The organism is Rhodanobacter sp. UC4451_H18 (assembly GCF_052978225.1).
The window spans coordinates 3,402,811-3,428,140 of the sequence record NZ_CM129663.1; the positions used below are offsets into that span (position 1 = coordinate 3,402,811).

Below are 25,330 nucleotides of genomic sequence, written 5' to 3' on the forward strand. Positions count from 1 at the left end.
CGCGAGCGCGCTCCTGCGGGACTCACACAGTAAAAAGGCTCCCGAGGGAGCCTTTTTTGCTGTTGATGGAAACCGGCAGGTTTACCAGGAGCGCACCTTCACCACGCTGGCGGTGAAGCTGGCGATGTTGCGCTCGTAATGGAACAGGCGGCCGAGGTCGAACGACACCGACTGGCCCGGGGTGATGTTGGAGGTGCCGGCCGGCCAGGCCTGCTTGGACTGCAGGACGTTGCCCGCGTCGTCCTTCAGCTCGATGCGGATCTGCGCCGCCGACGGCGTGGCGCAGCTGTTCACCAGCTGGCCGCGCAGGCTCAGCTTGCCGGCCAGGCCGCTGGCGGCCGACGGGGTGAACTCGGTGATGGCGAAATCCTTGACGGTGCACTCGGCGTGGACCGCCATCGGCGCCAGCAACAAAGCGGTGGTCATGAGCAGAGTTTTCATGGGTCGATGCATCCCCTGGGGTTTTGTGGTGAGTACTACCGTGTTCGGCCGGCGCGGGAAAATCTTTAGCCCCGCGCCCCATCGCCGCCGGAGCGGGACGGCGGGACAGGGCCCGGCAGGGGGCGCCGCGGCAGCGCGGGCGGGCGCGGATCAGGTCGTCAGCGGGGTCGAACGGGCGTCACAGCCACTTGTTGCGCTTCAGGGCCGCGTAGATGCCGCCCACCACGCCGGCCATCACCACGATGATCGCCGGGTATGCCCACGGCTGACCCAGCTCGGGCATGTGCTGGAAGTTCATGCCGTACCAGCTGGTGAGCAGGGTCGGCGCGGCCAGCATGGCGGCCCAGCCGGCGAGTTTCTTCATCACCTCGTTCTGGCCGAAGGTGACCAGCGAGAGGTTGACGTTGATCGCGGCGGTGAGCATTTCGCGCATTGCGCTGATCGATTCGTTGACGCGGAACACGTGGTCGTAGACGTCGCGGAAGTAGGGCCGCAGCTCGTCGGGGATCAGACCCTGGTGCAGCCGCACCAGCTGGCTGGTGATGTCCTGCAGCGGGGCCACGGCCAGACGAAGCGTCATCAGGTCGCGCTGCATGTCGTAGAGCCGGTGCACCGTGCTGCGCTTGAAGGTCTCGGCGAAGATGTCCTGCTCGAGCAGGCCCAGCTCTTCGCGGAAGTCGCGCACGATCGGCAGCAGGTTGTCGACGATCAGGTCGAGCACGCCGTAGAGACCATAGCTGGGTCCGTTGGCGAGCAGCTCGGGCACGTTCTCGCAGGCGCGCCGCGCCGGGGCGTACGACAGCGAGGCACCGTGGCGCACGGTGACCAGGTAGCGCGCGCCGAGGAAGATCTGCGTCTCGCCGAACTTCAGCTCGGCCTCGATCAGCTGCGCGGTCTGCACCACCAGGAACAGCGAGTCGCCGTAGGTCTCGATCTTGGTGCGCTGGTGGGCGGTGTGCGCGTCCTCGATCGCCAGGTCATGCAGGCAGAACTCCTCCTGCAGTTTTTCCAGCAGCGGCTCGTCCGGCTCGTGCAGGCCGACCCAGACGAAGGTGTCCGGCGCTGCCAGCACGTCGCTGATGGCGTCCAGGCTGATTTCGCCGAGGCGCGTGCCGTCGCGTTGGTAGGCGATGCAGTTGACCACCATCGGTTCGGCAACGGGCGCAAGTGCAGCAGGCGATGGCGAGGTCGGGAGCATGCCCCATGATGCCGTGCCCGTCGTGGCGGGGCAACGCGCGCGGGGTCAGCGGTTGCGGCGCAGGCCCCACGCCAGCGCCAGCCAGCACGGCAGCGCGAACAGCAGCCACGGCTGGTTCTGCTGCACCGTGCCGGGCAGCAGGTGCAGCGCGAGCGCGGCGAGCATGGCCAGCAACTGCAGCACGATCAGGCCGTCGACGAAGCGCGAGGCGGCGAAGCCGCGACGCGTGCGCCACAGCGTGGGCAGCAGCCACCACGCCAACGGATTGAACAGCAGCAGGTTGGCGTTGGCCCAGGCGGAGTGGTGCGTGGTCAGCGTCCACAGGCCCAGCAACACCACGCCGACAAGACCGGCCAGCAGCAGGAACAGCGTGCCGAGCAGGGCATGGCCGAGCGGCCACCACAGCCGCGTGGCCAGCAGCAACGCACCCAACAGCAGGCCCGCCGCGCCCAATGGCATGCGCAGGTCGGGCGGCGAGGCCGGCGGCGGAACGAGGCGGTTGGGCGACACCACGCGCTCGTCCTTTACCAGCGGTCGGCTGTCGCCGCCCGGCCCGGTGACCTGCACGTGGCGCAACTGCGTTTGCAGGACGGCGGGCAGGAAACTCTCCTGCCACGCCGTCAACGGCTGGTCGGCGTAGGGCCCCAGGCCCAGGTCCAGCATCAGCATCAGCCAGGGTTGCGCGCTCATCAGCCGCACCGTCTGCTGGCGATAGGTGAATTCACCCGCACGCGCCTGCAACTGGCTTTTCACGGCGCCGTCGAGTGCGCGATCGAAGGCGTCGCGCACGCGGGTGGTGCAGTTGTCGGCGTAGTAGTCGTAGTCGTAGACGGCGTTCTGCGGGCGCAGGTTCCACAGCAGGTCGTCGCGCAGGCGGGCGGCCTGGTCGGCGTCCAGCGCCAGCCGTTGGCGTGTCACCGAGCGGCCGACTTCGGCGTAGTAGGCCTCCTCCGGCGCGCTGGCTTCGGCGTCCATCATGTAATGCATGCGGCCGCGCGCGAAGTTGAGGAGAAAGTTCTTTTCCTCGAAGTCGAACACGCCGTAGTTGAAATTGACCGACTCGCCCGAGACGCGATCGCGCACCTCGATGGCGTCGTGGCCGAAGCGCTCCCAGTAGATGTCGCCGGGGCCGTAGGTCACCAGCGACACCTCGAGGTCGGTGCCGGGCGCCTCGGCGATGCCGGCGTGCGCCGGTGCCAGTGCGGCGAGCACGAGCAGGGCGAACATGACGGCGATTCGGCGGAGCGGGTCCATGCGCCGGATCAGGAGGCCAGCAGGCCGGGTTGCCGGACCACGCGGAACTGCTGCACGCGGCGGTCGTCCGCCGCGGTGACGTGGAACAGGTAGTCGCCCATCGCGACTTCTTCGCCGACCTCGGGCAGGTGGCCGAATTCGGCGGTGACCATGCCGCCGACGGTGTCGTATTCCTCGTCGGGGAAGCCGGCGCCGGTCTGCTCGTTGAAATCCTCGATCGGGGTCAGCGCGCTCACCAGCCAGTCGCCGCCGGGCTGTTCGTGCATCAGCTCGGGTTCTTCCTCGTCGTCGTGCTCGTCGTCGATCTCGCCGACGATCTCCTCCAGCACGTCCTCGATGGTCACCAGGCCGGCGACGCCGCCGTATTCATTGACCACCAGCGCCATGTGGTTGCGGCTGAGGCGGAACTCCTCCAGCAGCACGTTGAGCCGCATCGACTCGGGGATCAGCACGGCCGGGCGCAGGATCGAGCGGATGTCGAAGTGTTCGGTCGCGCCGAAGTACTTCAGCAAATCCTTGGCCAGCAGGATGCCGAGGATCTCGTCCTTGTCCTCGCCGTGCACGGGGAAGCGCGAGTGGCCGGATTCGACCACGGTGGCCAGCAGGTCGGACAGGGAAGAGTCCGCCGCGAGCATCACGATCTGCGCGCGCGGCACCATGACGTCGTCGACATCCAGCTCGGTGACCTTGATCGCCCCCTCGACCATGGTGAGGGTGTCGACGGAGAGCAGGCCGTTGCTCTGCGCGGCGCGCAGCTCCTCAAGCAACTCGTTGCGGTTGCGCGGCTCGCCGGAAAACAGGTGGCCCAGTCGATCCCACCAGGTGCGGTGGGCCGGGCCGCTGGTACTGCCAGGGTCGTCGTTCATCACTCGTTGAAAATCAGCCCGGACGCGGGCGGAAGCTTGATTCTAGCGGAAAAATCCATCCTGGCCCGGCAGGGGCGCACGGTATGCGCGATCGCCCGGGGGCCGCGCAGGGCGGGCACGGCCCGTCATCGTCGTACGGCGAAATGGCGGCGGGCCGGGTCCGCCCTGCAGCATTCAGGTGTACGGGTCGGCGATGCCGAGGCCGGCCAGGATGCGTGTCTCCAGCGCTTCCATGGCCTCGGCCTCGGTCTCCACGATGTGGTCGTAGCCGAGCAGGTGCAGCACGCCGTGTACCGTGAGATGGGCCCAGTGGTCGCGCGGCAATTTGCCCTGTTCGGCGGCCTCGCGCTGCACCACCGGCGCGCAGATCGCCAGATCCCCGATCAGCGGCAGCACCACGCCGGGCGGCAGCTCGGCGGGGAACGACAGCACATTGGTGGCGTAGTCCTTGCCGCGGTAGTCGCGGTTAAGCGTACGGCCCTCTGCGGCATCGACGATGCGGATGGAAAGCTCGGCCGGCTTGCGCCGTTTGGCTCCGCGCAAGGCCGCCTCGACCCAGCGGCGGAAGCTGGCCGGTGCGGGCAGGCCGGCACGCGGCACGGCGTAGCCGAGGTGGACAAGGGTGGGAATAGGGAATAGGGAATGGGGAATGGCAAGAGCGGGGCGAGGCATGTCTGGGCGTCCGAAGCGGAGATTGAGAGTCAGTGCTTTTCCCTATTCTCTATTCCCGATTCCCCATTCCCTGCTTCCTCGAACGCCTCGTAGGCGCGCACGATCTTGGCCACCAGCGGATGGCGCACCACATCGCGCGAGGTGAAGAAGGTGAAGCTGATGCCGGCCACGCCGCGCAGCACTTCGATCGCCTGTCGCAATCCGGAGCGCGTGTTGCGCGGCAGGTCGACCTGGGTGACGTCGCCGGTGATCACCGCCACCGTGCCGAAGCCGATCCGGGTGAGGAACATCTTCATCTGCTCGACCGTGGTGTTCTGCGCCTCGTCGAGGATCACGTAGGAATCGTTCAAGGTGCGCCCGCGCATGTACGCCAGCGGCGCGATCTCGATCACGTTGCGCTCGATCAGCTTGGCCACCTTCTCGAAGCCGAGCATCTCGTACAGCGCGTCGTACAGCGGGCGCAGGTAGGGGTCGACCTTCTGGCTGAGGTCGCCGGGCAGGAAGCCCAGCTTCTCGCCGGCCTCCACCGCCGGGCGCACCAGGATCAGCCGCTGCACCCGGTTCGCTTCCAGCGCCTCGACCGCGCTGGCCACGGCGAGATAGGTCTTGCCGGTGCCGGCCGGGCCCACGCCGAAGTTGATGTCGTGGCTGGCGATGGCGTGCAGGTAGCGCGCCTGGTTCGGGCCGCGGCCCTTGATCACGCCGCGCTTGACCTTGATGACCACTTCCTGGGCGCCTTCGGCGGCCGACTCGGTGATCGCGTCGATGCCCGATTCGGCCAGATGCAGGTTGATCTTCGCGCCGGTCAGCGCCTCGCCGGCGGTGCTGGCGTACAGCGCGCGCAGCACATTTTCGGCGGCGCGCGCCGGCGGGTTCTCGCCGATCACCTGGAAGATGCTGCCGCGGTGGTTGATCTCCACGCCGAGGCGCAGCTCGATCTGGCGCAGGTGTTCGTCGAACGGCCCGCACAGGTTGGCGAGGCGGGCGTTGTCGTCGGGATCGAGGGTGAAGTCGCGCTGGTTGAGTTCGCTCATAGGGGCGCGAGCGTAGCGCGCAGGCGCCGGAAGGACCATGCCGGTGGCGGCCGGCGCTGATGGGTTTGCAAATAATTAAACGATGAATTAATTTAGACTCATGACTATTTCAGGCAAACGCGCAAAACCGCCGCGCCGCGCCGGACGCCCCAGCGGCGACGACCAGGATCTGCGCCGGCATCTGCTGGATGCGGCGTTGGGGCAGTTCGCGCGCACAGGCATCGCCGCCACCTCGTTGCGGGCAATCGCCACCGAGGCGGGCGTCACCCCGGCGATGCTGCATTACTACTTCGGCGACAAGGCGCGGCTGCTGCATGCCGTGATCGACGAGCGCCTGCTGCCGGCGCTGGCGCCGCTGCGCGCGCAGTTGGAGCACGCCGGCGGTGACCCGGTCGCGTTGACCGAAGCATTCGTGCGCGGGATCAGCGACGTCGTGGCAAGCCATCCCTGGCTGCCGCCGCTGTGGGTGCGCGAAGTGCTGTGCGAGGGCGGTGCGCTGCGTGAGGTACTGTTCGACCGCGCCGTGCCGGGCGTGCCGCAGCTGCTGGCGCAACGCTTCGCCGCGGCGCAGGCAAATGGACGGCTGAACCCGGCGCTGGACCCACGCCTGCTGGTCGTCTCGCTGGTCGGCCTGACCCTGTTCCCTGCTGCCGGTGCGCCGATCTGGCGACGCGCATTCGATGCCGAGTCACTCGGCCCCGAGACCATGCTCCAACACACGCTGGCCTTGCTGGGGCAGGGCGTCGGCACGACGAAACGTGGAGAACCCGCATGAAGTTCACGACCGTGATCTGCCAGTCGCTGGCGGCGCTGGTGCTCGTCGTTCCCGCTGGTTGCAGCAAGCGGGTGCCGCAGGCGCTGGGTACGCTCGAGTTCGACCGCATCACGCTGCCGGCGCCGGCCGCGGAGCGCATCGTGGCGATCGACGTGCGCGAGGGCGAGCAGGTCAGGGCGGGCCAGCCGCTGCTGCAACTGGACCCCGCGCATACCCGCGCCCAGCTCGCAGCGGCCCAGGCCCAGCTGGAGCAGCAACGCGAACTCCTGGCCGAACTCCAGGCCGGGCCGCGCCGCGAGGACATCGCCAAGGCTCGCGCGAATCTGGCCGCGGTGCAGGCGCAGGCACGCGAGGCGCGGGCTTATTACGCGCGGCTGGCGTCCCTGAAAGGCAATGGTTACGTGGCCGCGGCCGATCTCGACCGCGCCCGCGCCGCGGCAGGCAACGCCGAGGGTCAGACATCGGCCGCACGCGCAGCGCTCGACGAGTTGTTGCACGGCACGCGTCCGGAGCAGCTCGCCCAGGCGCAAGCCGCGGTCGCGGCGGCGGAGGCGCAAGTCAGCGCGCAGCAGGTGCTGCTGGGCAAGCTGGCCGTCGTGGCGCCGCGTGCCGGGCGCGTCGACAGCCTGCCGTACCGGCTGGGCGATCAGGCACCGGTCGGCGCGCCGCTGGCGATCCTGCTGGCCGGCGACGCGCCGTACGCGCGCATCTACGTGCCGGTGCAGCAGCGCGCAGGCATGCACGTCGGCGACGCCATCGACGTGTTCGTGGCCGACCGCGAAAAACCTTATGCCGGCAAGCTGCGCATGATCCGCAGCGAACCGGACTTCACCCCGTACTACGCACTGATCGGCGACGACGCGGCGCGGCTCAGCTATCTCGCCGAAGTCGCGCTGGGTGCGGACGCGGCGGAACTGCCCGCCGGCCTGCCGGTGCGCGTCGAGTTCCGCGGACCGGCGAAATGAATGCCGGCGCCGAAGGCGTGGCGATCCGCGCCCGCGGTTTGACCCGGCGCTTCGGCAAGCTGGTGGCGGTCGATCACGTCGACCTCGACGTGCCGGCGCGGCGCGTCTACGGCTTCCTCGGGCCGAACGGCTCGGGCAAGTCCACCACCATCCGCATGCTGTGCGGCTTGCTCACGCCAAGCGAGGGCGAGATCGAGGTGCTCGGCCTGAAGATTCCGGCGCAGGCCGACGAATTGCGTTCGCACATCGGCTACATGACACAGAAGTTCTCGCTGTTCGAGGACCTCGGCGTGCGCGAGAACCTGGAGTTCCTCGCCGCCATCCAGGGCGTGCCGAAGACGAAGACGAAACGCCGCGTCGACGAGCTGATCGAGCAATACCACTTCGGCGATCGCCAGCGGCAACTGGCCGGCACCCTGAGTGGCGGCCAGAAGCAGCGCCTGGCGCTGGCCTGTGCGGTGCTGCACGAGCCGCAATTGCTGTTCCTCGACGAGCCGACCAGCGCGGTCGACCCGGAATCGCGCCGCGATTTCTGGGAAAAGCTCTTCGAGCTGGCCGATGCCGGCACCACGCTGCTGGTCTCCACCCACCTGATGGACGAGGCCGAGCGCTGCCACCGGTTGGCCATCCTCGACCGCGGCGCACTGGTCGCCGACGGCACGCCGCGCGAGCTGGCCGCGCAACTGGAAGGGCGCACCTTCACCGTCGAAACGGACGACCCGCGGGCCGCCCAGCGCGCGCTCGCCGGCGTGGCGGGCGTGCTCGGCGTGGCCCAGGTCGGCAACATCCTGCGCGTGCTGACCCACGCCGACGGCGCCACGCCGGACATGGACAAGGCGCTGGCGACGACGGGGCACCAGGCCGCGCTGACGGCGACGCCGCCGAATCTCGAAGACGTGTTCGTCGCCGCCACGCGCCGCGACGCGGAGCGCGCCGCATGAACGGACGGCGGCTGTGGGCGATCGTGGTCAAGGAGCTGCGCCAGCTGCGCCGCGACCGCATCACGCTGGCGATGGTGGTGGGCATCCCGGTGATCCAACTGGTGCTGTTCGGCTACGCGATCAACACCAACCTGCGCGGACTCGACGCGGGCATCGTCGACCAGGCGAACACCGCCGGTTCGCGCGCATTGGTGATGGACATGCTCGCCACCGGCGTGGTGGCGCCGGTGGCGCGGGCGGACACGCCGCAGGAGCTGATGGCGATGATCCGCCGCGGGCAGGTCGGCATCGGCATCGTGGTGCCGCCGGATTTCGAGCGCCGCCGCATCGACGGCCGGGCGGTGGCGCAGATCCTGGTCGACGGCAGCGATACGGCGGTGCAGGCCGCCGCCGCGCAACTGATGCAGGTGCCGATCGACAGCGCCGCACCCGACATGCGTGCGCCGGCCACCAGCACGCCGGTCGGCGGGCGGATCAGCATGGTCGCCTTCTACAACCCGCAGCGGCGCTCGGCGGTCAACATCGTGCCCGGGCTCATCGGCGTGATCCTGACCATGACGATGGTGCTGTTCACCGCCATCGCGATCGTGCGCGAACGCGAGCGCGGCAACATGGAGCTGCTGATCGCCACGCCGCTGACCAGCTCGGAGCTCATGATCGGCAAGGTGCTGCCGTACGTGGCGATCGGCCTGGTGCAGACCAGCGTGATCCTGGCGCTCGGCACGTGGCTGTTCGCGGTGCCGATCCTGGGCAGCGTGCTCGACGTGTACCTGGCGTCGGGCCTGCTGATCCTCGCCAACCTTGCATTGGGCCTGCTGATCTCGACGCGTGCGCAGTCGCAGTTCCAGGCGATGCAGATGACGTTCTTCGTGTTCCTGCCGTCGATCCTGCTGTCGGGCTTCATGTTCCCGTTCGCCGGCATGCCGAAGCTGGTGCAGTGGCTCGCGGAAGTCTTGCCGCTGACCCATTTCCTGCGCCTGATCCGTGGCGTGATGCTGCGCGGCGCGGGCTTGTGGGAGATGTGGCTCGACGTGCTGGCGCTGGCGGTGTTCACGCTGGCGATGATGGCGCTGGCGATATTGCGCTTCCGCAAGCGACTGGACTGACCCGCCGCTCCGCGTGCCGCCTCGCGCTCACAGCATGCGGTGCATCACGTACAGATCGGTGGGGCCGAGCTGGGCGTGGCGGAACGCACCGGGCACCTGGCCGACGATGCGGAAGCCGTGGCGCTGCCACAGCCGCACGGCGGTGGTATTGCTGGCGACGACGGCATTGAACTGCATGGCGCGGAAGCCGGCTCGGCGCGCCTGTTCCAGCGAGTGCTCGCACAAGGCCGACGCCACGCCCTGGCGGCGCGCTTGCGGCGCCACCATGTAGCTGCCGTTGGCCACGTGGTCACCCGGCCCCATCTGGTTGGGCGCCAGCCGGTAACAGCCCAGCGCCTGGCCGTCGCGTTCGGCCACGAAGCAGCGTGCGTGCGGCGTGGTCCACATGGAACGGGCCTGTTCGAGGCTGATGTCGCGCGGGTAGGTATAGGTCTCGCCGCCAGCGGCGATCGCCTGGAAGAACGGCCACACGCGAGCGAACTCGTCCGCGCCGATTTCCCGGATCACCAGCTCGCTCACGACGCCAGTGCGGCCGCGTCGTCGGACGTTTTCACCCGCCCGCGCAGCGAATTGCTCATCGCGTCGGTGATCACCACGTCGACGAACTGGCCGATCATGCGGGCGTCGCCGGCGAAGTTCACGTAGCGCATGTTCTCGGTGCGACCGCTGAGTTCGTCCGGATTGCGGGTACTGGGCTTTTCCACCAGCACGCGCTGCACGGAGCCGACCATCGCCTCGTTGATCTTCCTGGCGTTCGCGTTGATCGCGGCCTGCAGGCGCGCGAGGCGCTCGTGCTTGACCGTCATCGGCGTGTCATCGGCGAGGTTCGCCGCCGGCGTGCCGGGGCGCGCGGAGAAGATGAAGGTGAAGCTCTGGTCGAAGCCGACGTCGTCGACCAGCTTCATGGTCTTCTCGAAATCCTCGTCGCTCTCGCCGGGGAAGCCGACGATGATGTCGGTGGACACGCAGATGTCCGGTCGCACCGCGCGCAGCTTGCGGATCTTCTGCTTGAACTCCAGCGCGGTGTAGCCGCGCTTCATCGCCGAAAGGATGCGGTCGGAACCGGCCTGCACCGGCAGGTGCAGGTAGTTGGCCAGCTGCGGTACGTTGGCGTAGGCCTCGATCAGCGAGTCGGAGAACTCCAGCGGATGCGAGGTGGTGAAGCGGATGCGACCGATGCCGTCGATCTGCGCGATCGCATGGATCAGCACGGCGAGGTCGGCGACGCCGCCGTCGAAGGTGGGGCCGCGGTACGCATTGACGTTCTGGCCGAGCAGGTTCACCTCGCGCACGCCCTGGGCGGCGAGCTTGGCCACTTCCACCAGCACGTCGTCGAACGGACGGCTGATCTCGGTGCCGCGGGTGTACGGCACCACGCAGTAGCTGCAGTATTTCGAGCAGCCTTCCATGATCGAGACGAAGGCGGTCGGGCCTTCGGCGCGCGGCTCGGGCAGGCAGTCGAACTTCTCGATCTCGGGGAAGCTGATGTCCACCTGCGGCTTGCCGGTGGCGCGTTGCGCCTCGATCAGCTGGGGCAGGCGGTGCAGGGTCTGCGGGCCGAACACGAGATCCACGTACGGCGCGCGCTTGACGATCGCCGCGCCTTCCTGACTTGCCACGCAGCCGCCGACGCCAATCACCACCTGACGGCCGTCCTGCTTGTGCTGCTTCCAGCGACCAAGCTGGCTGAAGACCTTTTCCTGCGCCTTTTCGCGGATCGAGCAGGTGTTGATCAGGATCACGTCCGCCTGGGACTCGTCCTGGGTCAGCTCCAGCCCGTGCGAGGCCTTCAGCACGTCGGCCATCTTGGCCGAGTCGTACTCGTTCATCTGGCAGCCGTGGGTCTTGATGAAAAGCTTGCCGCTCATCGCGTGGGTACCGTGATTCCAGGGCGGATGCGCGATCCGCGGAACCGCGCAGTGTACTGCGCGGCCCGTGTGCCTGCCAGATCAAGCACTTGCGGCCGCCACGGAGTTTGCGGCGCCGCCCTGGCCACGGTCGTGGAATGAGACTTGCGCACTTGGCGCTGGCCGCGCGTGGCGGCACACTGCGCCCATGTCCGGTGCCGCCAGTCACGGGGGACGCGTCGATCGGCCTGTTCGCGGTTTCCCCTTGCGTTCGATCCTTGTCGGGGTCGCGCTGCTGGCTGCCTGCCTGTTGGCCACGGGGGCCCGCGCCGGCACCTTGTACCAGTGCACCGGCAGCAGCGGCGAAACCGTGTACAGCAGCGAGCGGGCGGGGTATCACGGCTGCCGCGCAATCAGCAGCTACGCCGAGCCGAAGGCGACGCGCCGGGCCGCGCCGGTCGCGCGCGCATCGTTGACCGCGGTCAGCGGCCAGGTGGTCACCACGGCGCAGAGCCTTGCGGCCGATGGCGCCCGGCCGGTGTCGCTGGCGCGCGTGCAAGGCGGCGCGCTGAGCACCGCACAGACACGCGAGACGGCGCGGGTAGAGCGCGAGTCGCTGGCCGCGGTGAGCAGTTCGGCGGTCAGCACGGCGAAGTTGCCGCTGGCGGCCAGGGCGGCCGGCACGCCGGGCCAGTGGCAGTATCGCGAAGCCCATGCCGACGCCGCGCCGGTCGCGCCCAAGGTGGCCGACGCCGGCGACCGCGTGCTGCGCGGGGCGGTCTATCGCATCGTGCGCGCCGACGGCAGCGTGGAATACACCAACCTGCGTCCCGCCGGCGGCAAGGGCCGCGCGGTGACCATGCTGTTCAGCTACATCTCCACCTGCGTGGCCTGCAACCTGCATTCGACGATCCGCTGGGATCGCGTGGCGCTGAACCTCGACGCGTATGCCGACACGATCCGCGCGGCCAGCATCGAGTACGGCGTCGACGAGGCGTTTCTGCGCGCGATCATCCATGCCGAGAGTGCGTTCAACCCGCGTGCGCTGTCGCTCAAGGGCGCCCAGGGGCTGATGCAGCTGATGCCCGGCACGGCCAGCGACATGGGCGTGCTCGATGCCTTCAATTCCGCCCAGAACATCCGCGGCGGCGCCCGCTACCTGAGCCTGTTGCTGCGCGATTTCGACGGCAGCGAGCGGCTGGCTGCAGCGGCCTACAACGCCGGGCCGGGGGCGGTGCAGCGCTACAAGGGCGTGCCGCCGTATGCGGAGACCCAGGTCTACGTGGAGCGGGTGGAAACCCTGCGCAAGCGTTACGGCGCGGCGATCCATCCGCCGCTGGCTTCGCGCGGGCCGGGCTGAGGCCCGCCCGCCGCGGCGACCCGCTCAGGGCTGGCTGGAGAGACTGCCGTCCATCGGCGGGCGCTGTGCCAGCGTGACCGTGACCTGGAACGGCGTGCCGTCACGCAGGCCGGAGATCTGCACCTGGCTGCCGGGCTTGAGCGTGGCCTCGCGGCGGCGCAGGTCGGCCGGGCCCATGATGTCGTCGTTGCCGATGCGCAGCAGGATGTCGCGCGGCTTGATCCCCGCCTGCGCGGCCGGACCGCCGGAGTACACCGCGATGACCTGTGCGCCGCGCGCGGCAGCGGGCAGGCCGCTGTCCGCCGCCACCGGCACGAAGGCGTAGTCGGCACCGAGCCAGCCGCGCACCACGTGGCCGGTGGTGATCAATTGATCGAGCACCTTGGTGGCGGTGGCCACCGGGATCGCGAAACCGATGCCCTCCGCGTTGGCGGCCTGACCCTTGCCGATCAGCAGGGTATTGATGCCGACCAGCTGCCCCTGCGTGTTGACCAGCGCGCCGCCGGAGTTGCCCAGGTTGATGGCCGCATCGGTCTGGATGAAGTCCTCGGCGCTGGAACTGTTCAACTGCCGCCCGATCGCGCTGACGATGCCCATCGTCACGGTCTGGTTGAGGCCGAACGGGTTGCCGATCGCCAGCACCACGTCGCCGGGGCGCAACTGGCTGGGGTCGGCCATGTGGATCACCGGCAGGTTGCTGGCGTCGATCTTGAGCACAGCCAGGTCGGTCTCGCGGTCGGAACCGACCAGCCGCGCCTTGGCGATGCGGCCGTCGTAAAGCAGCACCTGGATATCGGCAGCGTTGGCGATCACGTGGTTGTTGGTCAGCACGTAGTCGTTGCCGCGGGCGCTGACGATCACGCCCGAGCCCAGCGTCTGCTCGCGATGCTGGTAGGTCGTCGGCTGGCCGCCGAACAGCTGCTGCAGCACCGGGTTGTCGTACATGCGCAGCGCTTGCTCGGTGACGATCTTGTTGGCATAGATGTTCACCACCGACGGTGCCGCGGCGGCCACGGCGTCGGCGTACGATACCGGCGCCGCGCCCGCTTGCTCGTGCCGGGTCGGCGCGACCGCCGCCGGAGCGAGCCCCAGGCGCGCGCGCAGGCGCTCGCCGCTGCCGGGCCAGAACAGGCCGATCACGAAGGCCAGCGCCAGTCCAAGGATGACGAAGCGGGCAATGAACAGAAGGGTGCCGGCGGCATGTTTCATGTCGGGGAGAACGTTCCGGCGAGTCGTGGCGGGGGAGGCACCGGGCAGAGTCCGGCAGGCATCCGGTTTATTGTACGGCGCGGCCCCTGACGCTACACTAACGCGATTTTTGCGGGGCCTGAAACCCCGTCCTGGCATGACCTTGCAAGTACCGGAGAGCCTGATGGCGAACGAAGTCGTCGACCACGGCCGCCGCCGATTCCTGACCGCAACCACCGCAGTGGTGGGTGGCATCGGGGTCGTCTCGGCGGCAGTGCCCTTCATCAAGTCGTGGGAGCCCAGCGCGCGGGCCAAGGCCGCCGGCGCTCCGGTTACCCAGTCGCTCAAGAAGATCGAGAAGGGCCAGCAGCTGATCGTGGCCTGGCGCAGCCTGCCGGTCTTCATCGTCAACCGCACGCCGGCCCAGCTGGCGCAGTTGCCGAAGGAAGACCCGCTGCTGGTCGATCCCAAGTCCGAGGTCGAGCAGCAGCCCAAGTACGCGCAGAACGAGACGCGCTCGATCAAGCCCGAGTGGCTGGTGATGGTCGGCATCTGCACCCACCTGGGCTGCGTGCCGGACTTCTACGGCGAGATCAAGCCCGAGCCGTTCGACCCGAACTGGAAAGGCGGCTACTACTGCCCCTGCCACCACTCGCGCTACGACATCGCGGGCCGGGTCTACAAGAACGTGCCGGCGCCGAAGAACATGCAGGTTCCGCCGTACCACTTCGTGGACGACACCACCGTGCAGATTGGCGTTGATCCGAAGGAGGCTGGCTGATGGCCAACGTATTCAGCAACATCGGCGACTGGGTCAACGAGCGCGCCCCCGGCATGATGCCGATGTACCGCGCCCACATGACCGAGTACTACGCGCCGAAGAACTTCAACCTCTGGTACTACTTCGGTTCGCTGGCTCTGCTGGTGCTGGTCAACCAGATCGTCACCGGCATCTTCCTCACCATGAACTACACCCCGAGCGCGGCGGGAGCCTTCGACTCGGTGCAGTACATCATGCGTGACGTGGAGTGGGGCTGGCTGATCCGCTACATGCACTCCACCGGCGCCTCGCTGTTCTTCGTGGTGGTGTTCCTGCACATGTTCCGCGGCCTGATGTACGGCTCGTACAAGAAGCCGCGCGAGCTGGTCTGGCTGCTCGGCATGCTGATCTTCCTGGTGCTGATGGCCGAGGCCTTCATGGGCTACGTGCTGCCGTGGGGCAACATGTCGTTCTGGGGCGCCAAGGTGATCATCTCGCTGTTCGGCACGCTGCCCTACATCGGTTCGGGGCTGGAGCAGTGGATCATGGGCGACTTCCTGCCCGGCGATGCCACGCTCAACCGCTTCTTCGCGCTGCACGTGATCGCGCTGCCGCTGGTGCTGCTGCTGCTGGTGGTGCTGCACATCGCCGCGCTGCACGAGGTTGGCTCGAACAACCCGGACGGCGTGGAGATCAAGAAGGGTCCCAAGGGCAACCGCTGGGATGCGCTCAAGCCCGCCGACGGCATCCCGTTCCATCCGTATTACACGGTGAAGGATCTGGTGGGTGTGGGCTTCTTCCTGCTGATCGCCGCGTTCATCATCTTCTTCGCGCCGACGTTCGGCGGCTGGTTCCTGGAGCATGACAACGCGATCCCAGCCAACAACCTGCTGACTCCGCCGGAGATCAAGCCGGTGTGGTACTTCACTCCGTTCTACGCGATCGTGCGCATGATTCCGTCCTTCCTCGGCTCGGCCGTGTGGGGCGTGCTGGCGATGTTCAGCGCGATCGCGGTGCTGTTCGCGATGCCCTGGCTCGATCGCGGCAAGGTCAAGTCGATCCGTTACCGCGGCACCGGCTACAAGGTGGCGCTGACGGTCTTCGTGCTGTCGTTCTTCGGGCTCGGTGCGGTCGGTGCAGGCGTCACGGCGGAGGTCATCCCGGCGTGGTTCGGCAATGTCGACCTCACGTTCTGGGAGAACCTGTTCGGACGGCTGATGACGCTGCTGTATTTCGGTTTCTTCGTTTTCCTCTGGGCCTATACCTATTTCGGCTGGGAGACGACCAAGCCGGTTCCGGATCGGGTGACCACGCATGACTAAGCTGCCAACGACGATGAAGCATTTTCTTTCCGGTATCGCGCTGGCACTCGGCCTGTTCGTCGGCACGCTGCCGGCGCACGCGGCCGAGAGCGCCAAGGTCGAGTTGATGAAGTCCGGCGCCGACGTGCGCGACCAGGCTTCGCTGCAACGCGGCGCGCGGCTGTTCTTCAACTATTGCGTCGGCTGCCACTCGCTGAAGTACGTGCGCTATTCGCGCATGGCCGAGGACCTGGGCCTGACCGAAGACGAGGTGATGAAGAACCTCAACTTCACCGGCGCCAAGTTCCAGGAGCCGGTGGTCTCGCACATGCCGGCAGCGCTGGCCGGCACGTGGTTCGGCAAGGCTCCGCCGGATCTCTCGCTGGAAGTGGATGCCAAGGGCGCCGACTGGGTCTACACCTACCTCAACACCTTCTACCTCGACCCGAAGAGCCCGATCGGCTGGAACAACACCACCTTGCCCAATGCCGCCATGCCGTTCCCGCTGTGGGAGCTGCAGGGCATGCAGACCGCGCAGATGAAGCCGGCGAAGGATGGCGAAGCCGCGGGCGTGGAGAAGCTGGTGCTGTCGCACCCGGGCAAGATGACCCCGGCGCAGTTCCAGCAGGCCACCCGTGACCTGACCAGCTTCCTGCAATACGTCTCCGAGCCGGCGGCGCTGCAACGCCACCATTACGGTATCTGGGTGCTGCTGTTCCTGGCCCTGTTCACCTTCCTGGCGGCGCTGCTCAAGAAGGAATACTGGAAAGACGTCCACTGAGCCGCAAGGCACTGCGGACGCGGCGGCCACGGGCCGCCGCGTCTGTCTCACCGATGGGGAAATCGCGCATGGTTCAAAACCCCCGCTTGCGTAACGCATTGACGCTGTACACCACGGCCGATGACATCCAGTGCCATCGTGCCCGACTGGTGCTGGCCGCCAAGGGGGTCAGCTACGAACGGGTGCTGGTGGACCACGCCCGGCCACCGCAGGACCTGCTCGATCTCAACCCGTACGGCAGCACGCCGACCCTGATCGACCGCGACCTGACGTTGTTCGATACCGCGGTGGTGTGCGAATACATCGACGAGCGCTACCCGCACCCGCCGCTGATGCCGATCGACCCGCAATCGCGCGCGCGCCTGCGCGTGGCGGCCGTGCGGATCGAGAAGGACTGGTTGCCCGAGGTGGACAAGATCCGCGCAGGCGGCCGTCCGGCGGATGCGGCACGCAAGCGGTTGCGCGAACACCTGCTCTCCACGGTGCCGCTGTTCAAGGCCTCGCGGTTCTTCCTCAACCCCGAGATGAGCCTGGCCGATTGCCTGGTGGCGCCGGTGATCTGGCGGCTGCCCTGGCTCGGCGTGGATCTGGGCCGCGAGGGCAAGTCGATCGTCGATTACGGCGAGCGCCTGTTCCACAGCCAGGGTTTTGCACGCAGCATGACCGACGAGGAAAAGGCCATGCGGCCGGTCCATGAGCAAGCATGACGCCATCGCCATGAGCTCGAATCGCCCGTACCTGCTGCGGGCGATCTACGACTGGATTTCCGACAACAACCTGACCCCTTACGTGCTGGTCGATGCCGGCGTGGCCGGCGTGCGGGTGCCGCCACAGGTGATCCAGAACGGCCAGGTAGTGCTCAACCTGGCTACCCGCGCGGTGGCCAACCTCGACCTCGGCAACGAATGGATCAGCTTCCAGGCGCGTTTCTCCGGGGTCAGCCAGGCGATCCAGATTCCGGTGCAGGCCGTGCTGGCTCTGTATGCGCAGGAGAACGGCCAGGGCATGATGTTTCCGGCCGAAGGCGAGGGCGGCGACACTCCGCCGAACGAGCCGCCGCCGGACGGCCCCGCCCCTGCAGCCGATGAGGGGGGCGACAAGCCCAAGCGCGCGACGCCGCACCTGCGCGTGGTGAAGTAACCCGTTGCCGCCCCGTCGGGCGGCTGCCGTTTCAGGGCTGTCGATCGGCCCGTCGCGGACGCAATGCCACGACCTTCCCCGACGAGGCTGCAAATCCGTCTTCGGGCGTGCTTGCGACTGCCAGCGGCTCGACCACCGGCAGGCTCAGGCCGGTCAGCGCGTCGCCGATCATCCACAGCCGGCCCGGCTCGCGATCGTGCCCGTCGATGCTGACTTCGAAGCCGTAACCCCGCTCGACCCGGCGCAGGCCGTTGACCCGGCGCAGGCGCAGTGCACGCATGCCCACCGTCTCGTCCAGCAATTGCAGGCCGTGCAAATGGCACTGTTGTCGCGCGATCCGCACCGCGCGTTCGCGCGCCACGCTGAGCTTCAGCCACAGCCCCACGGCGGCGCCGAGCACCAGCAGCAGGACGAGGGCGGAGAAATCGGACATGCACCCAGTGTGTGGGCGCGCCGGCGCCCGCGCAAGCCAGGGTCAGAGCAATTGCAGGCGCAGCGAGAGGTCGATCGCGTGCACGTGTTTGGTCAGTGCGCCGACCGAGATGAAATCCACGCCGGTGCGGGCAAAGTCGCCGATGGTCTGCAGGTCGACGTTGCCGGAAATCTCCAGCGGCACGCGGCCGGCCGTGCGCGCCACGGCCTCGCGCATCTGCTCCAGCTCGAAGTTGTCGAGCATGATGCGGTCCACGCCGGCTTGCAGGGCCTGTTCGAGCTCGTCGAGGTTCTCCACTTCCACCTCCAGCGGCAGGTCGGGGTGCAGCCGGCGCGCAGCCGACACCGCCGCGGCGATGCCGCCGGCGGCGATGATGTGGTTCTCCTTGACCAGGATCGCGTCGTACAGGCCCATGCGCTGGTTGTGGCCGCCGCCGCAGCGCACGGCATATTTCTGCGCGACGCGCAGGCCGGGCACGGTCTTGCGGGTGTCGAGCACGCGCACGGCGGTGCCGGCTACCGCGGCGACATGGCGAGCGGTGGTAGTGGCGGTGGCCGAGAGCAGTTGCAGGAAGTTGAGCGCCGTACGCTCGGCGGTAACCAGCGAGCGGGCGTGTCCGGACAGGCTGCAGAGCAGCGTGCCGGGGGCGACCTGGTCGCCGTCGCTTACCCGCCAGTCGATCTGCACCGAAGGGTCCAGCCGCCGGAAGCAGGCGTCGAACCAGGCGCTGCCGGCAATCACGGCGGCGTCACGGCAGGTGAGCCGGGCCTGCGCCCGCGCATCGGCCGGGAGCAGGGCGGCGGTGGCATCGCCCTGGCCGAGATCCTCGGTCAGGGCGCGTTCGACATCAGCGGCGATCTGGGCGGCAGCGGGAGGCGCGAAACGGAGCGTGGCGGTCATTCGGTGTCCGTGGGAGCGGTGCCGCTGGCGGGCGTGTCGTCGCCGGCCTGGCTGAGCTTGCCGACGATCGCGGTCATCGCGCGATCGAACAGTGCGTTGGCTGCCAGCACGCGCGCCTTGCCGTCCGCAAACAGGCCAGCCAGCTCGCGCGGGGCGTAATCGGCGACCTTCAGGCCGCGACGGTTGACGAACAGGTAGCGGCCGCTCATCGGGCTGATCCACGACAGCTTGGCGCGTGCCGGTGCCTCGTCGTCGAGCGTGAACTCCAGCCAGTTGCCCGGTTGCAGCGCCTGCACCTGGTACCACTCCGGGCTGTCCGGCGGCACCTCGGCCAGCTCTTCCTCTTCTTCCAGGATGTCCGCGGGTGCCGTCTGGCGGTCGATGACCGGCTGGATGCTGTCCGGGATCGCCAGCATCGCGACGTCCTCCTCGGCTGCGGCGGCGACGTCCGGCGTTTCCGACGCGGTCGTTTCGCCCAGCTGCTGGCGATAGTAGGCGTGCAGCTGGCCCAGCAGGCGTTCGACGTCCTGTTCCTGGAAAGCGACGTTGGCCAGGCCCTGGCGCAGCGCTCGTTCGATACCCGGCAGCATCTGCCGCAGGGCCTGTCGGCTGGTGGTGTCGTTGGCCGGCCGGGTGCTGGCGATGAACTCGTCGATGAAGCGCAAGGCGGTCTTGAACTCGGGCGAGTCCTCGCCCTGGCGCAGCAGGGTCAGTACCAGGTGGTTGGCCCAGGCGCGCGCCAGCACGCCGTGGATCAGCGGCGGCAGCTTCTGGCTGCCGATGCGCTCGAGGATCTCGCGGGCGGCGCGGCGGCGTGCCTGTTCCAGCTTCTCGCGGCCACGCGCGGATTCGGCCACGCGCTGCTCGGCCAGCTCGGAGCGCCGCTTGTTGACGTCCTGGAACTGCTGCAGGTCGGTCAACAGGCGCTCGAAGATGCCCATGTCGTCGTCGAAATCGTGCAGCAGTTGGTCGACGATCGACTTCACCTTCTCGTGCAGGCGATGGTCGCGGTCGGACTCCTCCGACCAGCTCTTGGCCTGTTCGGCCAGGCTGTCCAGCAACCGGCGTGCCGGGTGCTGGCGGTGCGAGAACATCTTGCGGTCGAGGATCGCCGCCTTGAGATAGGGAATCTGCAGCCGCGCCAGCATCACCTGCATCGCTGCGGGCAGGTTGCGGTCCTCAAGGATGAACTCGAACAGCATGCCGACCAGGTCGATCGTGTCCTCGTCCATGCTGGCCACATGGCTGGGTCGTTCGCCGCGCAGGGCACCGATCTGGGCCAGCAGCTGGGTCTTCAGCTGCAGGACTTCGCGGCTGAGCGCGCCGGCGTCGTCGGATTCGTCGTAGTTGACCGGTCCGCTGTTGCTGATCTGGCTCTGCAGCACGCTGAGTGCGCCGAGCAGTTCGTTGACCGACGGCAGCGAACCCCCGGCCGCCGCCGTGCCGCCCCCGCTGGCCATGCGGCCACCGCCGGCGTTGCCGCGGCGTGCACTGAACAGCGCGTGCAGGGTATGCAGCAGGTCGTCGGAGATCTCGGTGCCGTCGTCCATGGCAGCCGCCGCCGTGGCCGTGGCTCCCGCCGGGGTGCCGCTGCCACCCTTGGCCTGACCGCCGCGCAGCAGGCCGTGGCGCAGCTGCGGCAACACGCCGGCGCGAACCAGCTCCGTGTTGATCTCCTGGTACAGCTCTTCCAGCAGCGACAGCACGTAGCGGTCGAACAGCTTGTAGATGATCAGCTTGACGCGCATGTCTGCGCTGAGTTCCTGCAGCGCTTCGCGGAACGCCTGGGACAGCGTGGCCGGCGCCACCGGGTTGCTGGTGTCCTCGATCTTGTAGCCGCCGCAGATCACCGACAGGCGCTGGTTGACCGCGAACAGGTCACGCGCCAGGCGCGCGTCGTTCTTGCTGATCATGCTGGTGATCGCCAGCGATTCTTCCAGGTCGCTTTCGGCCACGAGGGTCAGTTCGGCGGTGCCGAGCGAGGATGGCCCCGCCGGTGCGGTGGCCTTGCCCGGGTGCGCCAGATCGCCGAGCTTGCGCGCGATGGCGTTGAGGAAGTTGCGCTCGATGCCGGGGCGACGCTTGCGCACCTCGCGCATGCCGTCGAAGTAGTGCATCTGCGCCGCGTTGTTCTCGGCCTTCTCGGCGAGGTCGAACAGGGCGTCGTCGACCTGCTCGAAGGCATTGCCCACCCACTGCTGCAGGCGCTTGTTGGCGATGCTGCGCACGGCATTGAGCAACTCGCCCACGCGCTCGCTGGACGGGTCCAGGCGCTGATTCAAGTTGACTACGCGGGTTGGCTCATTGGCCTCGTTCATCGCCCTGTTCCCCTGACCTGTAGCACGCACGGCCGGACCCTGCAGGCTTGCGCAGAGGCCGACAATAAGCCAATTCGCGCACGCCTGTCATGCCCATTCCCGCCCGCCACGACGCGCTAGCCCTGGCCGGTGGGGAAATCGGCCAGTTGCAAGGTGCCGATGCCTTCCTCCGGCAGCATCACCGGAATGCCGTCCTCGATGCGGTAAATGACCTTGCAGTCGGTGGTGATCAGCGCCTCGGCCACCCGCTCGCGCACCGGCACGCCGGCCACCGTGTCGACCTTGCCCGCGGCGATGGCCTCGTTCAGCGCCTCCAGTTGCGGGCGCGTCACCGATCGCAGCGGGGTCTTGCTGACGGGGCAGCACAGGATGTCGAGCAGGCGCTTGTCCATCATCGGGGTTCGGGTGTGTCGGGCCGGGAAAGCCCGTACAATAACGGTTTTTGGACACTCCGGCCATGACAGCAGCCACAGAAACACCACGCGTGGGCGTGGTGATGGGTTCGCATTCGGATTGGGAAACCATGCAGCACGCCGCCGACGTGCTGACCGAGCTGGGTGTGGCACACGAGGTTCGCGTGGTCTCGGCCCACCGTACGCCGGACCTGCTGTTCAGCTACGCCGAACAAGCGGCCGGGCGGGGCATCCAGGTCGTCGTTGCCGGCGCCGGTGGCGCCGCCCACCTGCCGGGCATGCTGGCAGCCAAGACCCGCCTGCCGGTGTTCGGCGTGCCGGTCCAGTCGAAGGCACTCAACGGCATGGACTCGCTGCTGTCGATCGCGCAGATGCCGGCAGGGGTTCCGGTCGGTACGCTGGCGATCGGACGTGCCGGGGCGGTCAATGCCGCCTTGCTGGCCGCCGCCGTGCTGGCCCTGCACGACCACGCGCTGGCCGATGCGCTGGATCAATGGCGCGCGCGCCAGACGCGAGCCGTGCTCGCCCAGCCGGACCCGCGGGCATGAGCGACCGCAAGCAGCCGGTGGTGGGCATCCTCGGCGGCGGGCAACTCGCCCGCATGCTGGCCGTGGCCGCCGCGCCGCTGGGCGCGAACTGCCTGGTCGTGGATGGCTCCGCCGATGCGTGCGCCGGCCAGGTGGCGCCGCTGGTGGTGGCCGGTTGGGACGATCGCGCCGCGCTGGAGGCGTTCGCCCGTCGGGTGGACGTGGTCACCTTCGATTTCGAGAACGTGCCGGCCGATACCGCGCACTGGCTGGCCGAACGGGTCGCCGTGCACCCGGCGCCCGAGGCGCTGGCGGTGGCGCAGGACCGGCTGGCCGAGAAAAACCTGTTCCGCGCCTGCGGCCTGCCCACCACCGAATTCATGGCGGTCGACACCCGCGAGCAGCTGGATCAGGCGCTGGCCGCGGTCGGCGCCCCGGCCATCCTCAAGACGCGTCGCCTGGGTTACGACGGCAAGGGCCAGTTCCGGCTGGCCACGGCGGCCGACGCGGATGCGGCCTGGGCGGCGCTGGGTGCCCAGGCGGCCACGCTGGGGCTGATCCTGGAAGCCTTCGTGCCGTTCGAGCGCGAGCTGTCGGTGATCGCCGTGCGCGGGCGCGACGGCGAGTTCCGCACCTGGCCGCTGACCGGCAACTGGCACGTCGACGGCGTGTTGTCGATGAGCCTCGCGCCGGCGCCGGACCTCGGCCCGCTGCAGCACCGCGCCAGCGAACACGCGCGCATCCTGGCCGAACGCCTGGGCTACGTCGGCGTGTTCGCGCTGGAACTGTTCGTGCGCGACGGCGAATTGCTCGGCAACGAAATGGCCCCGCGCGTGCACAACTCCGGCCATTGGACGATCGAGGGCGCGCACGCCAGCCAGTTCGAGAACCACGTGCGCGCCGTGCTCGGCCTGCCGCTGGGAGACACCAACGTGCGCGGCATGGCGGCCATGTTCAACTGGATCGGCGAGCTGCCCGATGCCGCGCCGGTGCTGCGCGGCGTGGATGCCCACTGGCATGACTACGGCAAGCAGGCGCGGCAGGGGCGCAAGGTCGGTCACGCCACCGTGTGCGCGCCCGATGCCCCCACGCTGGCGTCACGCTTGCGCGACATCGCGCAGGCGCTGGGGCGCGAGGCGCAGGTGGCACCCGTGTTGCGTGCGCTGGCGGGCCGGTAGGATCGCACCCCCGTCTGTGCGCGAGCCTTTCGTCACGTGACCCGGAACCATCGCGCACAGGGTGCGCTCGTGCAAAAGCGGGCATGAAAAAGGCGGCGCCATTGGCGCCGCCTTTTTTCGGTGAGCCGCGGGATCAGGTCAGGTTCTTCGCCGCGAAATCCCAGTTGACCAGGTTCCAGAACGCCTCCAGATACTTCGGGCGCGCGTTGCGGTAGTCGATGTAGTAGGCGTGCTCCCACACGTCGGCGGTGAGCAGCGGCTTGTCGCTGCCGGTGATCGGCGTACCGGCGTTGGACGTGTTCACGATGCCGAGCGAGCCATCCGGGCGCTGCACCAGCCAGGTCCAGCCGGAGCCGAAGTTGCCGGCGGCGGATTTGCTGAACTCATCCTTGAACTTGGCCACCGAGCCGAACGCCTTGTTGATCGCGTCGGCGAGCTTGCCAGTGGGTTCGCCGCCACCGTTCGGGCTCATCGAGTTCCAGTAGAAGGTGTGGTTCCAGGTCTGCGCGGCGTTGTTGAAGATGCCGCCGGAGGACTTGCGGATGATGTCCTCGAGTTTCGCGTCGGCGAACTCGGTGCCTTCGATCTGCTTGTTGAGGTTGGTCACATAGGCCTGGTGGTGCTTGCCGTAGTGGTACTCGAGCGTCTCGGCGGAGACGTGCGGCTCCAATGCATTCTTTTCGTACGGAAGCGGGGGAAGTTCGATGGCCATGAGCGACTCCTTGGGATGTTGCTGAGGGAGAAAATGTCGGCGCAACAGGTGGCGGCCGACGGGCGGCTGATACAATAGCGGCTTGCCTGCATTGTAAAGATGAAACACCACCATGGACATCAACGAGCCAATCAAGGCGATGCTGGCCGAGCATCCCATCGTGCTTTTCATGAAAGGCACGCCGCAATATCCCATGTGCGGTTTTTCAAGTCGCGCGGCGCAGGCGCTGACTCGGGCAGGAGCGACATTCCACGCAGTCAACGTGCTGGCCGATCCGCAGGTGCGCGCCGCGCTGCCGCACTTCGCGAACTGGCCGACGTTCCCGCAACTGTTCATCAACGGCGAGTTGATCGGCGGCTGCGACATCATCGAGGAGCTGATGTCCTCCGGCGAACTCGCGCGCATGGCCAGCGACGTGGCGGGGGCCGCCTCTTGAGCGGCTTGCCCGTGGCGCGCCTGCCGGCCGATTGGCAGCCCGAGGCCGGCAGCCTCGCCGGTCGCGTGATCCTGGTCACCGGCGCCTATGGCGGGCTCGGCAGCGCGGTGGTGCGCGCGGCCACGCTGGCCGGCGCCACCGTGGTCATCACCGGCAAGCGCAAGCGGCAGCTGGAGAAGCTTTACGACGCGATGCGCGAGGAGGGCCTGGCCGAGCCGGTGATCCATCCGCTGGACATGGAAGTGGCCACGCCGCGCGAGTACGCCGCACTGGCCGAGGGCTTGCAGCGCGACCTCGGCCGTCTCGACGGCATCGTGCATTGCGCGGCCAGTTTCGCCGGGCTCACGCCGATTTCCATGCAGCGGCCGGACGACTGGCTGCGCGCGATGCACGTCAACGTCAACGCGCCGTTCGCCCTGACCCAGGCTTGCATGCCACTGCTGACCGGGGCCGCCGACAGCGCCGTGGTATTCGTGTTGGACAGCCCCGACCTGCTGCGACGTGCACACTGGGGCGGTTACGGCGTGTCCAAGGCCGCGCTGGAGCGGTTGGCGGCGATCCTGCACGAGGAAACCGACGAGACTTCGCTGCGCGTGCACGCGCTGCTGCCCGCGCCGATGCGCACGGCGTTGCGCCGGCTGGCCTATTTCGGCGACGACATCATGCAGCAGCCCACGCCGGACGCCACTGCCGATGCGGCCATCTATCTGCTCGGCCCGCAGGCGCGGGCGGCACGCGGCGCGGTGCTGGACCTTCGCTCGTAGAGCTCGCGGGCAGGCTCCCG

28 protein-coding genes are annotated in these 25,330 nt (G+C 68.2%); 14 read left to right on the forward strand and 14 right to left on the reverse strand.

Annotated elements, in window-relative coordinates; all coding sequences use genetic code 11:
* Positions 1-81: 81 nt before the first annotated feature.
* The 6 genes from ACVCMG_RS15215 to ACVCMG_RS15240 form a co-directional block, all read right to left on the reverse strand.
* Entirely contained in the window at positions 82-441 is a 360-nt protein-coding gene (locus ACVCMG_RS15215; RefSeq protein WP_395119786.1) for a hypothetical protein, read from the reverse strand.
* A gap of 178 nt (positions 442-619) precedes the next feature.
* Positions 620-1,588: a magnesium and cobalt transport protein CorA gene (locus tag ACVCMG_RS15220; protein ID WP_447115423.1), complete on the reverse strand. Its 969-nt coding sequence runs from the start codon at positions 1,586-1,588 to the stop codon at positions 620-622.
* A gap of 96 nt (positions 1,589-1,684) precedes the next feature.
* Complete coding sequence (locus ACVCMG_RS15225) at positions 1,685-2,866, reverse strand: lipoprotein N-acyltransferase Lnb domain-containing protein (protein WP_447114486.1); 1,182 nt, start codon at positions 2,864-2,866, stop codon at positions 1,685-1,687.
* Between the two features lie 35 nt (positions 2,867-2,901).
* Positions 2,902-3,759 carry an HlyC/CorC family transporter gene (locus ACVCMG_RS15230; protein ID WP_395119783.1) on the reverse strand — a complete coding sequence of 286 codons (858 nt, stop codon included), beginning with the start codon at positions 3,757-3,759 and terminating at the stop codon, positions 2,902-2,904.
* A 174-nt stretch (positions 3,760-3,933) separates the two neighbouring features.
* Entirely contained in the window at positions 3,934-4,431 is a 498-nt protein-coding gene (gene ybeY / locus ACVCMG_RS15235; protein WP_447114487.1) for an rRNA maturation RNase YbeY, read from the reverse strand.
* A gap of 29 nt (positions 4,432-4,460) precedes the next feature.
* Complete coding sequence (locus ACVCMG_RS15240) at positions 4,461-5,465, reverse strand: PhoH family protein (RefSeq protein ID WP_447098352.1); 1,005 nt, start codon at positions 5,463-5,465, stop codon at positions 4,461-4,463.
* Between the two features lie 100 nt (positions 5,466-5,565).
* Between ACVCMG_RS15240 and ACVCMG_RS15245 the strand changes: the two genes are divergently transcribed.
* From ACVCMG_RS15245 to ACVCMG_RS15260, 4 genes are read left to right on the forward strand one after another with little or no spacing between them, the layout of a single operon-like run.
* Entirely contained in the window at positions 5,566-6,240 is a 675-nt protein-coding gene (locus tag ACVCMG_RS15245) for a TetR/AcrR family transcriptional regulator (protein WP_395119780.1), read from the forward strand.
* Entirely contained in the window at positions 6,237-7,205 is a 969-nt protein-coding gene (locus tag ACVCMG_RS15250) for an HlyD family secretion protein (protein ID WP_447114488.1), read from the forward strand. Before ACVCMG_RS15245 ends, ACVCMG_RS15250 begins: the two co-directional genes overlap by 4 nt.
* Entirely contained in the window at positions 7,202-8,146 is a 945-nt protein-coding gene (locus ACVCMG_RS15255; RefSeq protein ID WP_447114489.1) for an ATP-binding cassette domain-containing protein, read from the forward strand. The genes ACVCMG_RS15250 and ACVCMG_RS15255 overlap by 4 nt, the downstream gene beginning before the upstream one ends.
* Positions 8,143-9,252: an ABC transporter permease gene (locus ACVCMG_RS15260; protein WP_395119777.1), complete on the forward strand. Its 1,110-nt coding sequence runs from the start codon at positions 8,143-8,145 to the stop codon at positions 9,250-9,252. The genes ACVCMG_RS15255 and ACVCMG_RS15260 overlap by 4 nt, the downstream gene beginning before the upstream one ends.
* A 27-nt stretch (positions 9,253-9,279) precedes the next feature.
* On the opposite strand, the gene ACVCMG_RS15265 is transcribed toward ACVCMG_RS15260, so the two are convergent.
* Both ACVCMG_RS15265 and miaB read right to left on the reverse strand, forming a co-directional pair.
* Positions 9,280-9,771, reverse strand: coding sequence for an N-acetyltransferase family protein (locus ACVCMG_RS15265; RefSeq protein WP_447106513.1), 492 nt, complete (start codon positions 9,769-9,771; stop codon positions 9,280-9,282).
* The gene (gene miaB / locus ACVCMG_RS15270; protein WP_447114490.1) at positions 9,768-11,120 is read right to left on the reverse strand and encodes a tRNA (N6-isopentenyl adenosine(37)-C2)-methylthiotransferase MiaB; all 1,353 of its coding nucleotides are present in this window, start codon (positions 11,118-11,120) and stop codon (positions 9,768-9,770) included. The genes ACVCMG_RS15265 and miaB overlap by 4 nt, the downstream gene beginning before the upstream one ends.
* A 244-nt stretch (positions 11,121-11,364) precedes the next feature.
* Here miaB and ACVCMG_RS15275 point away from each other — a divergent pair, with 244 nt between their 5' ends.
* Positions 11,365-12,459 (forward strand): lytic transglycosylase domain-containing protein, encoded by a 1,095-nt coding sequence (locus ACVCMG_RS15275; RefSeq protein ID WP_447098357.1) that lies wholly within the window; start codon positions 11,365-11,367, stop codon positions 12,457-12,459.
* A 24-nt stretch (positions 12,460-12,483) separates the two neighbouring features.
* On the opposite strand, the gene ACVCMG_RS15280 is transcribed toward ACVCMG_RS15275, so the two are convergent.
* Positions 12,484-13,668, reverse strand: a complete 1,185-nt coding sequence (locus ACVCMG_RS15280; protein ID WP_395119773.1) for a S1C family serine protease — start codon at positions 13,666-13,668, stop codon at positions 12,484-12,486.
* Positions 13,669-13,831: 163 nt separating this feature from the next.
* On the opposite strand from ACVCMG_RS15280, the gene petA reads away from it, so the two are divergent.
* The 5 genes from petA to ACVCMG_RS15305 all read left to right on the forward strand — a co-directional run bounded on the left by petA (position 13,832) and on the right by ACVCMG_RS15305 (position 17,629).
* The gene (petA, locus tag ACVCMG_RS15285) at positions 13,832-14,428 is read left to right on the forward strand and encodes a ubiquinol-cytochrome c reductase iron-sulfur subunit (RefSeq protein WP_136257406.1); all 597 of its coding nucleotides are present in this window, start codon (positions 13,832-13,834) and stop codon (positions 14,426-14,428) included.
* Positions 14,428-15,729 carry a cytochrome b gene (locus ACVCMG_RS15290; RefSeq protein WP_395119772.1) on the forward strand — a complete coding sequence of 434 codons (1,302 nt, stop codon included), beginning with the start codon at positions 14,428-14,430 and terminating at the stop codon, positions 15,727-15,729. The genes petA and ACVCMG_RS15290 overlap by 1 nt, the downstream gene beginning before the upstream one ends.
* Positions 15,722-16,489 carry a cytochrome c1 gene (locus tag ACVCMG_RS15295; protein WP_447098358.1) on the forward strand — a complete coding sequence of 256 codons (768 nt, stop codon included), beginning with the start codon at positions 15,722-15,724 and terminating at the stop codon, positions 16,487-16,489. The genes ACVCMG_RS15290 and ACVCMG_RS15295 overlap by 8 nt, the downstream gene beginning before the upstream one ends.
* 68 nt (positions 16,490-16,557) lie before the next feature.
* On the forward strand, positions 16,558-17,196 hold the full coding sequence (locus tag ACVCMG_RS15300; RefSeq protein ID WP_395119770.1) for a glutathione S-transferase N-terminal domain-containing protein: 639 nt from the start codon (positions 16,558-16,560) through the stop codon (positions 17,194-17,196).
* Positions 17,183-17,629 (forward strand): ClpXP protease specificity-enhancing factor, encoded by a 447-nt coding sequence (locus tag ACVCMG_RS15305; RefSeq protein WP_395119769.1) that lies wholly within the window; start codon positions 17,183-17,185, stop codon positions 17,627-17,629. The genes ACVCMG_RS15300 and ACVCMG_RS15305 overlap by 14 nt, the downstream gene beginning before the upstream one ends.
* 31 nt (positions 17,630-17,660) lie before the next feature.
* Here ACVCMG_RS15305 and ACVCMG_RS15310 read toward each other — a convergent pair whose 3' ends face one another.
* The 4 genes from ACVCMG_RS15310 to ACVCMG_RS15325 all read right to left on the reverse strand — a co-directional run bounded on the left by ACVCMG_RS15310 (position 17,661) and on the right by ACVCMG_RS15325 (position 21,672).
* The gene (locus ACVCMG_RS15310) at positions 17,661-18,062 is read right to left on the reverse strand and encodes a DUF3301 domain-containing protein (protein ID WP_395119768.1); all 402 of its coding nucleotides are present in this window, start codon (positions 18,060-18,062) and stop codon (positions 17,661-17,663) included.
* 42 nt (positions 18,063-18,104) lie between these two features.
* Positions 18,105-18,962, reverse strand: coding sequence for a carboxylating nicotinate-nucleotide diphosphorylase (gene nadC, locus ACVCMG_RS15315; RefSeq protein ID WP_447114491.1), 858 nt, complete (start codon positions 18,960-18,962; stop codon positions 18,105-18,107).
* A complete protein-coding gene (locus tag ACVCMG_RS15320) occupies positions 18,959-21,280 on the reverse strand; it encodes a DUF1631 domain-containing protein (RefSeq protein ID WP_447114492.1) in 2,322 nt (773 codons plus the stop codon). Before ACVCMG_RS15320 ends, nadC begins: the two co-directional genes overlap by 4 nt.
* Positions 21,281-21,396: 116 nt before the next feature.
* Complete coding sequence (locus ACVCMG_RS15325) at positions 21,397-21,672, reverse strand: Trm112 family protein (protein ID WP_447101542.1); 276 nt, start codon at positions 21,670-21,672, stop codon at positions 21,397-21,399.
* A gap of 65 nt (positions 21,673-21,737) precedes the next feature.
* Here ACVCMG_RS15325 and purE point away from each other — a divergent pair, with 65 nt between their 5' ends.
* Entirely contained in the window at positions 21,738-22,241 is a 504-nt protein-coding gene (purE, locus tag ACVCMG_RS15330; protein WP_395119765.1) for a 5-(carboxyamino)imidazole ribonucleotide mutase, read from the forward strand.
* On the forward strand, positions 22,238-23,398 hold the full coding sequence (locus ACVCMG_RS15335) for a 5-(carboxyamino)imidazole ribonucleotide synthase (RefSeq protein ID WP_447114493.1): 1,161 nt from the start codon (positions 22,238-22,240) through the stop codon (positions 23,396-23,398). The genes purE and ACVCMG_RS15335 overlap by 4 nt, the downstream gene beginning before the upstream one ends.
* Before the next feature lie 133 nt (positions 23,399-23,531).
* Here ACVCMG_RS15335 and ACVCMG_RS15340 read toward each other — a convergent pair whose 3' ends face one another.
* Positions 23,532-24,110 (reverse strand): superoxide dismutase, encoded by a 579-nt coding sequence (locus tag ACVCMG_RS15340; protein WP_447114494.1) that lies wholly within the window; start codon positions 24,108-24,110, stop codon positions 23,532-23,534.
* A 112-nt stretch (positions 24,111-24,222) separates the two neighbouring features.
* Between ACVCMG_RS15340 and grxD the strand changes: the two genes are divergently transcribed.
* Both grxD and ACVCMG_RS15350 read left to right on the forward strand, forming a co-directional pair.
* Positions 24,223-24,546, forward strand: a complete 324-nt coding sequence (gene grxD / locus ACVCMG_RS15345) for a Grx4 family monothiol glutaredoxin (protein ID WP_395119762.1) — start codon at positions 24,223-24,225, stop codon at positions 24,544-24,546.
* On the forward strand, positions 24,543-25,310 hold the full coding sequence (locus tag ACVCMG_RS15350) for an SDR family NAD(P)-dependent oxidoreductase (RefSeq protein ID WP_395119761.1): 768 nt from the start codon (positions 24,543-24,545) through the stop codon (positions 25,308-25,310). The genes grxD and ACVCMG_RS15350 overlap by 4 nt, the downstream gene beginning before the upstream one ends.
* The last annotated feature ends 20 nt before the right edge of the window (positions 25,311-25,330 follow it).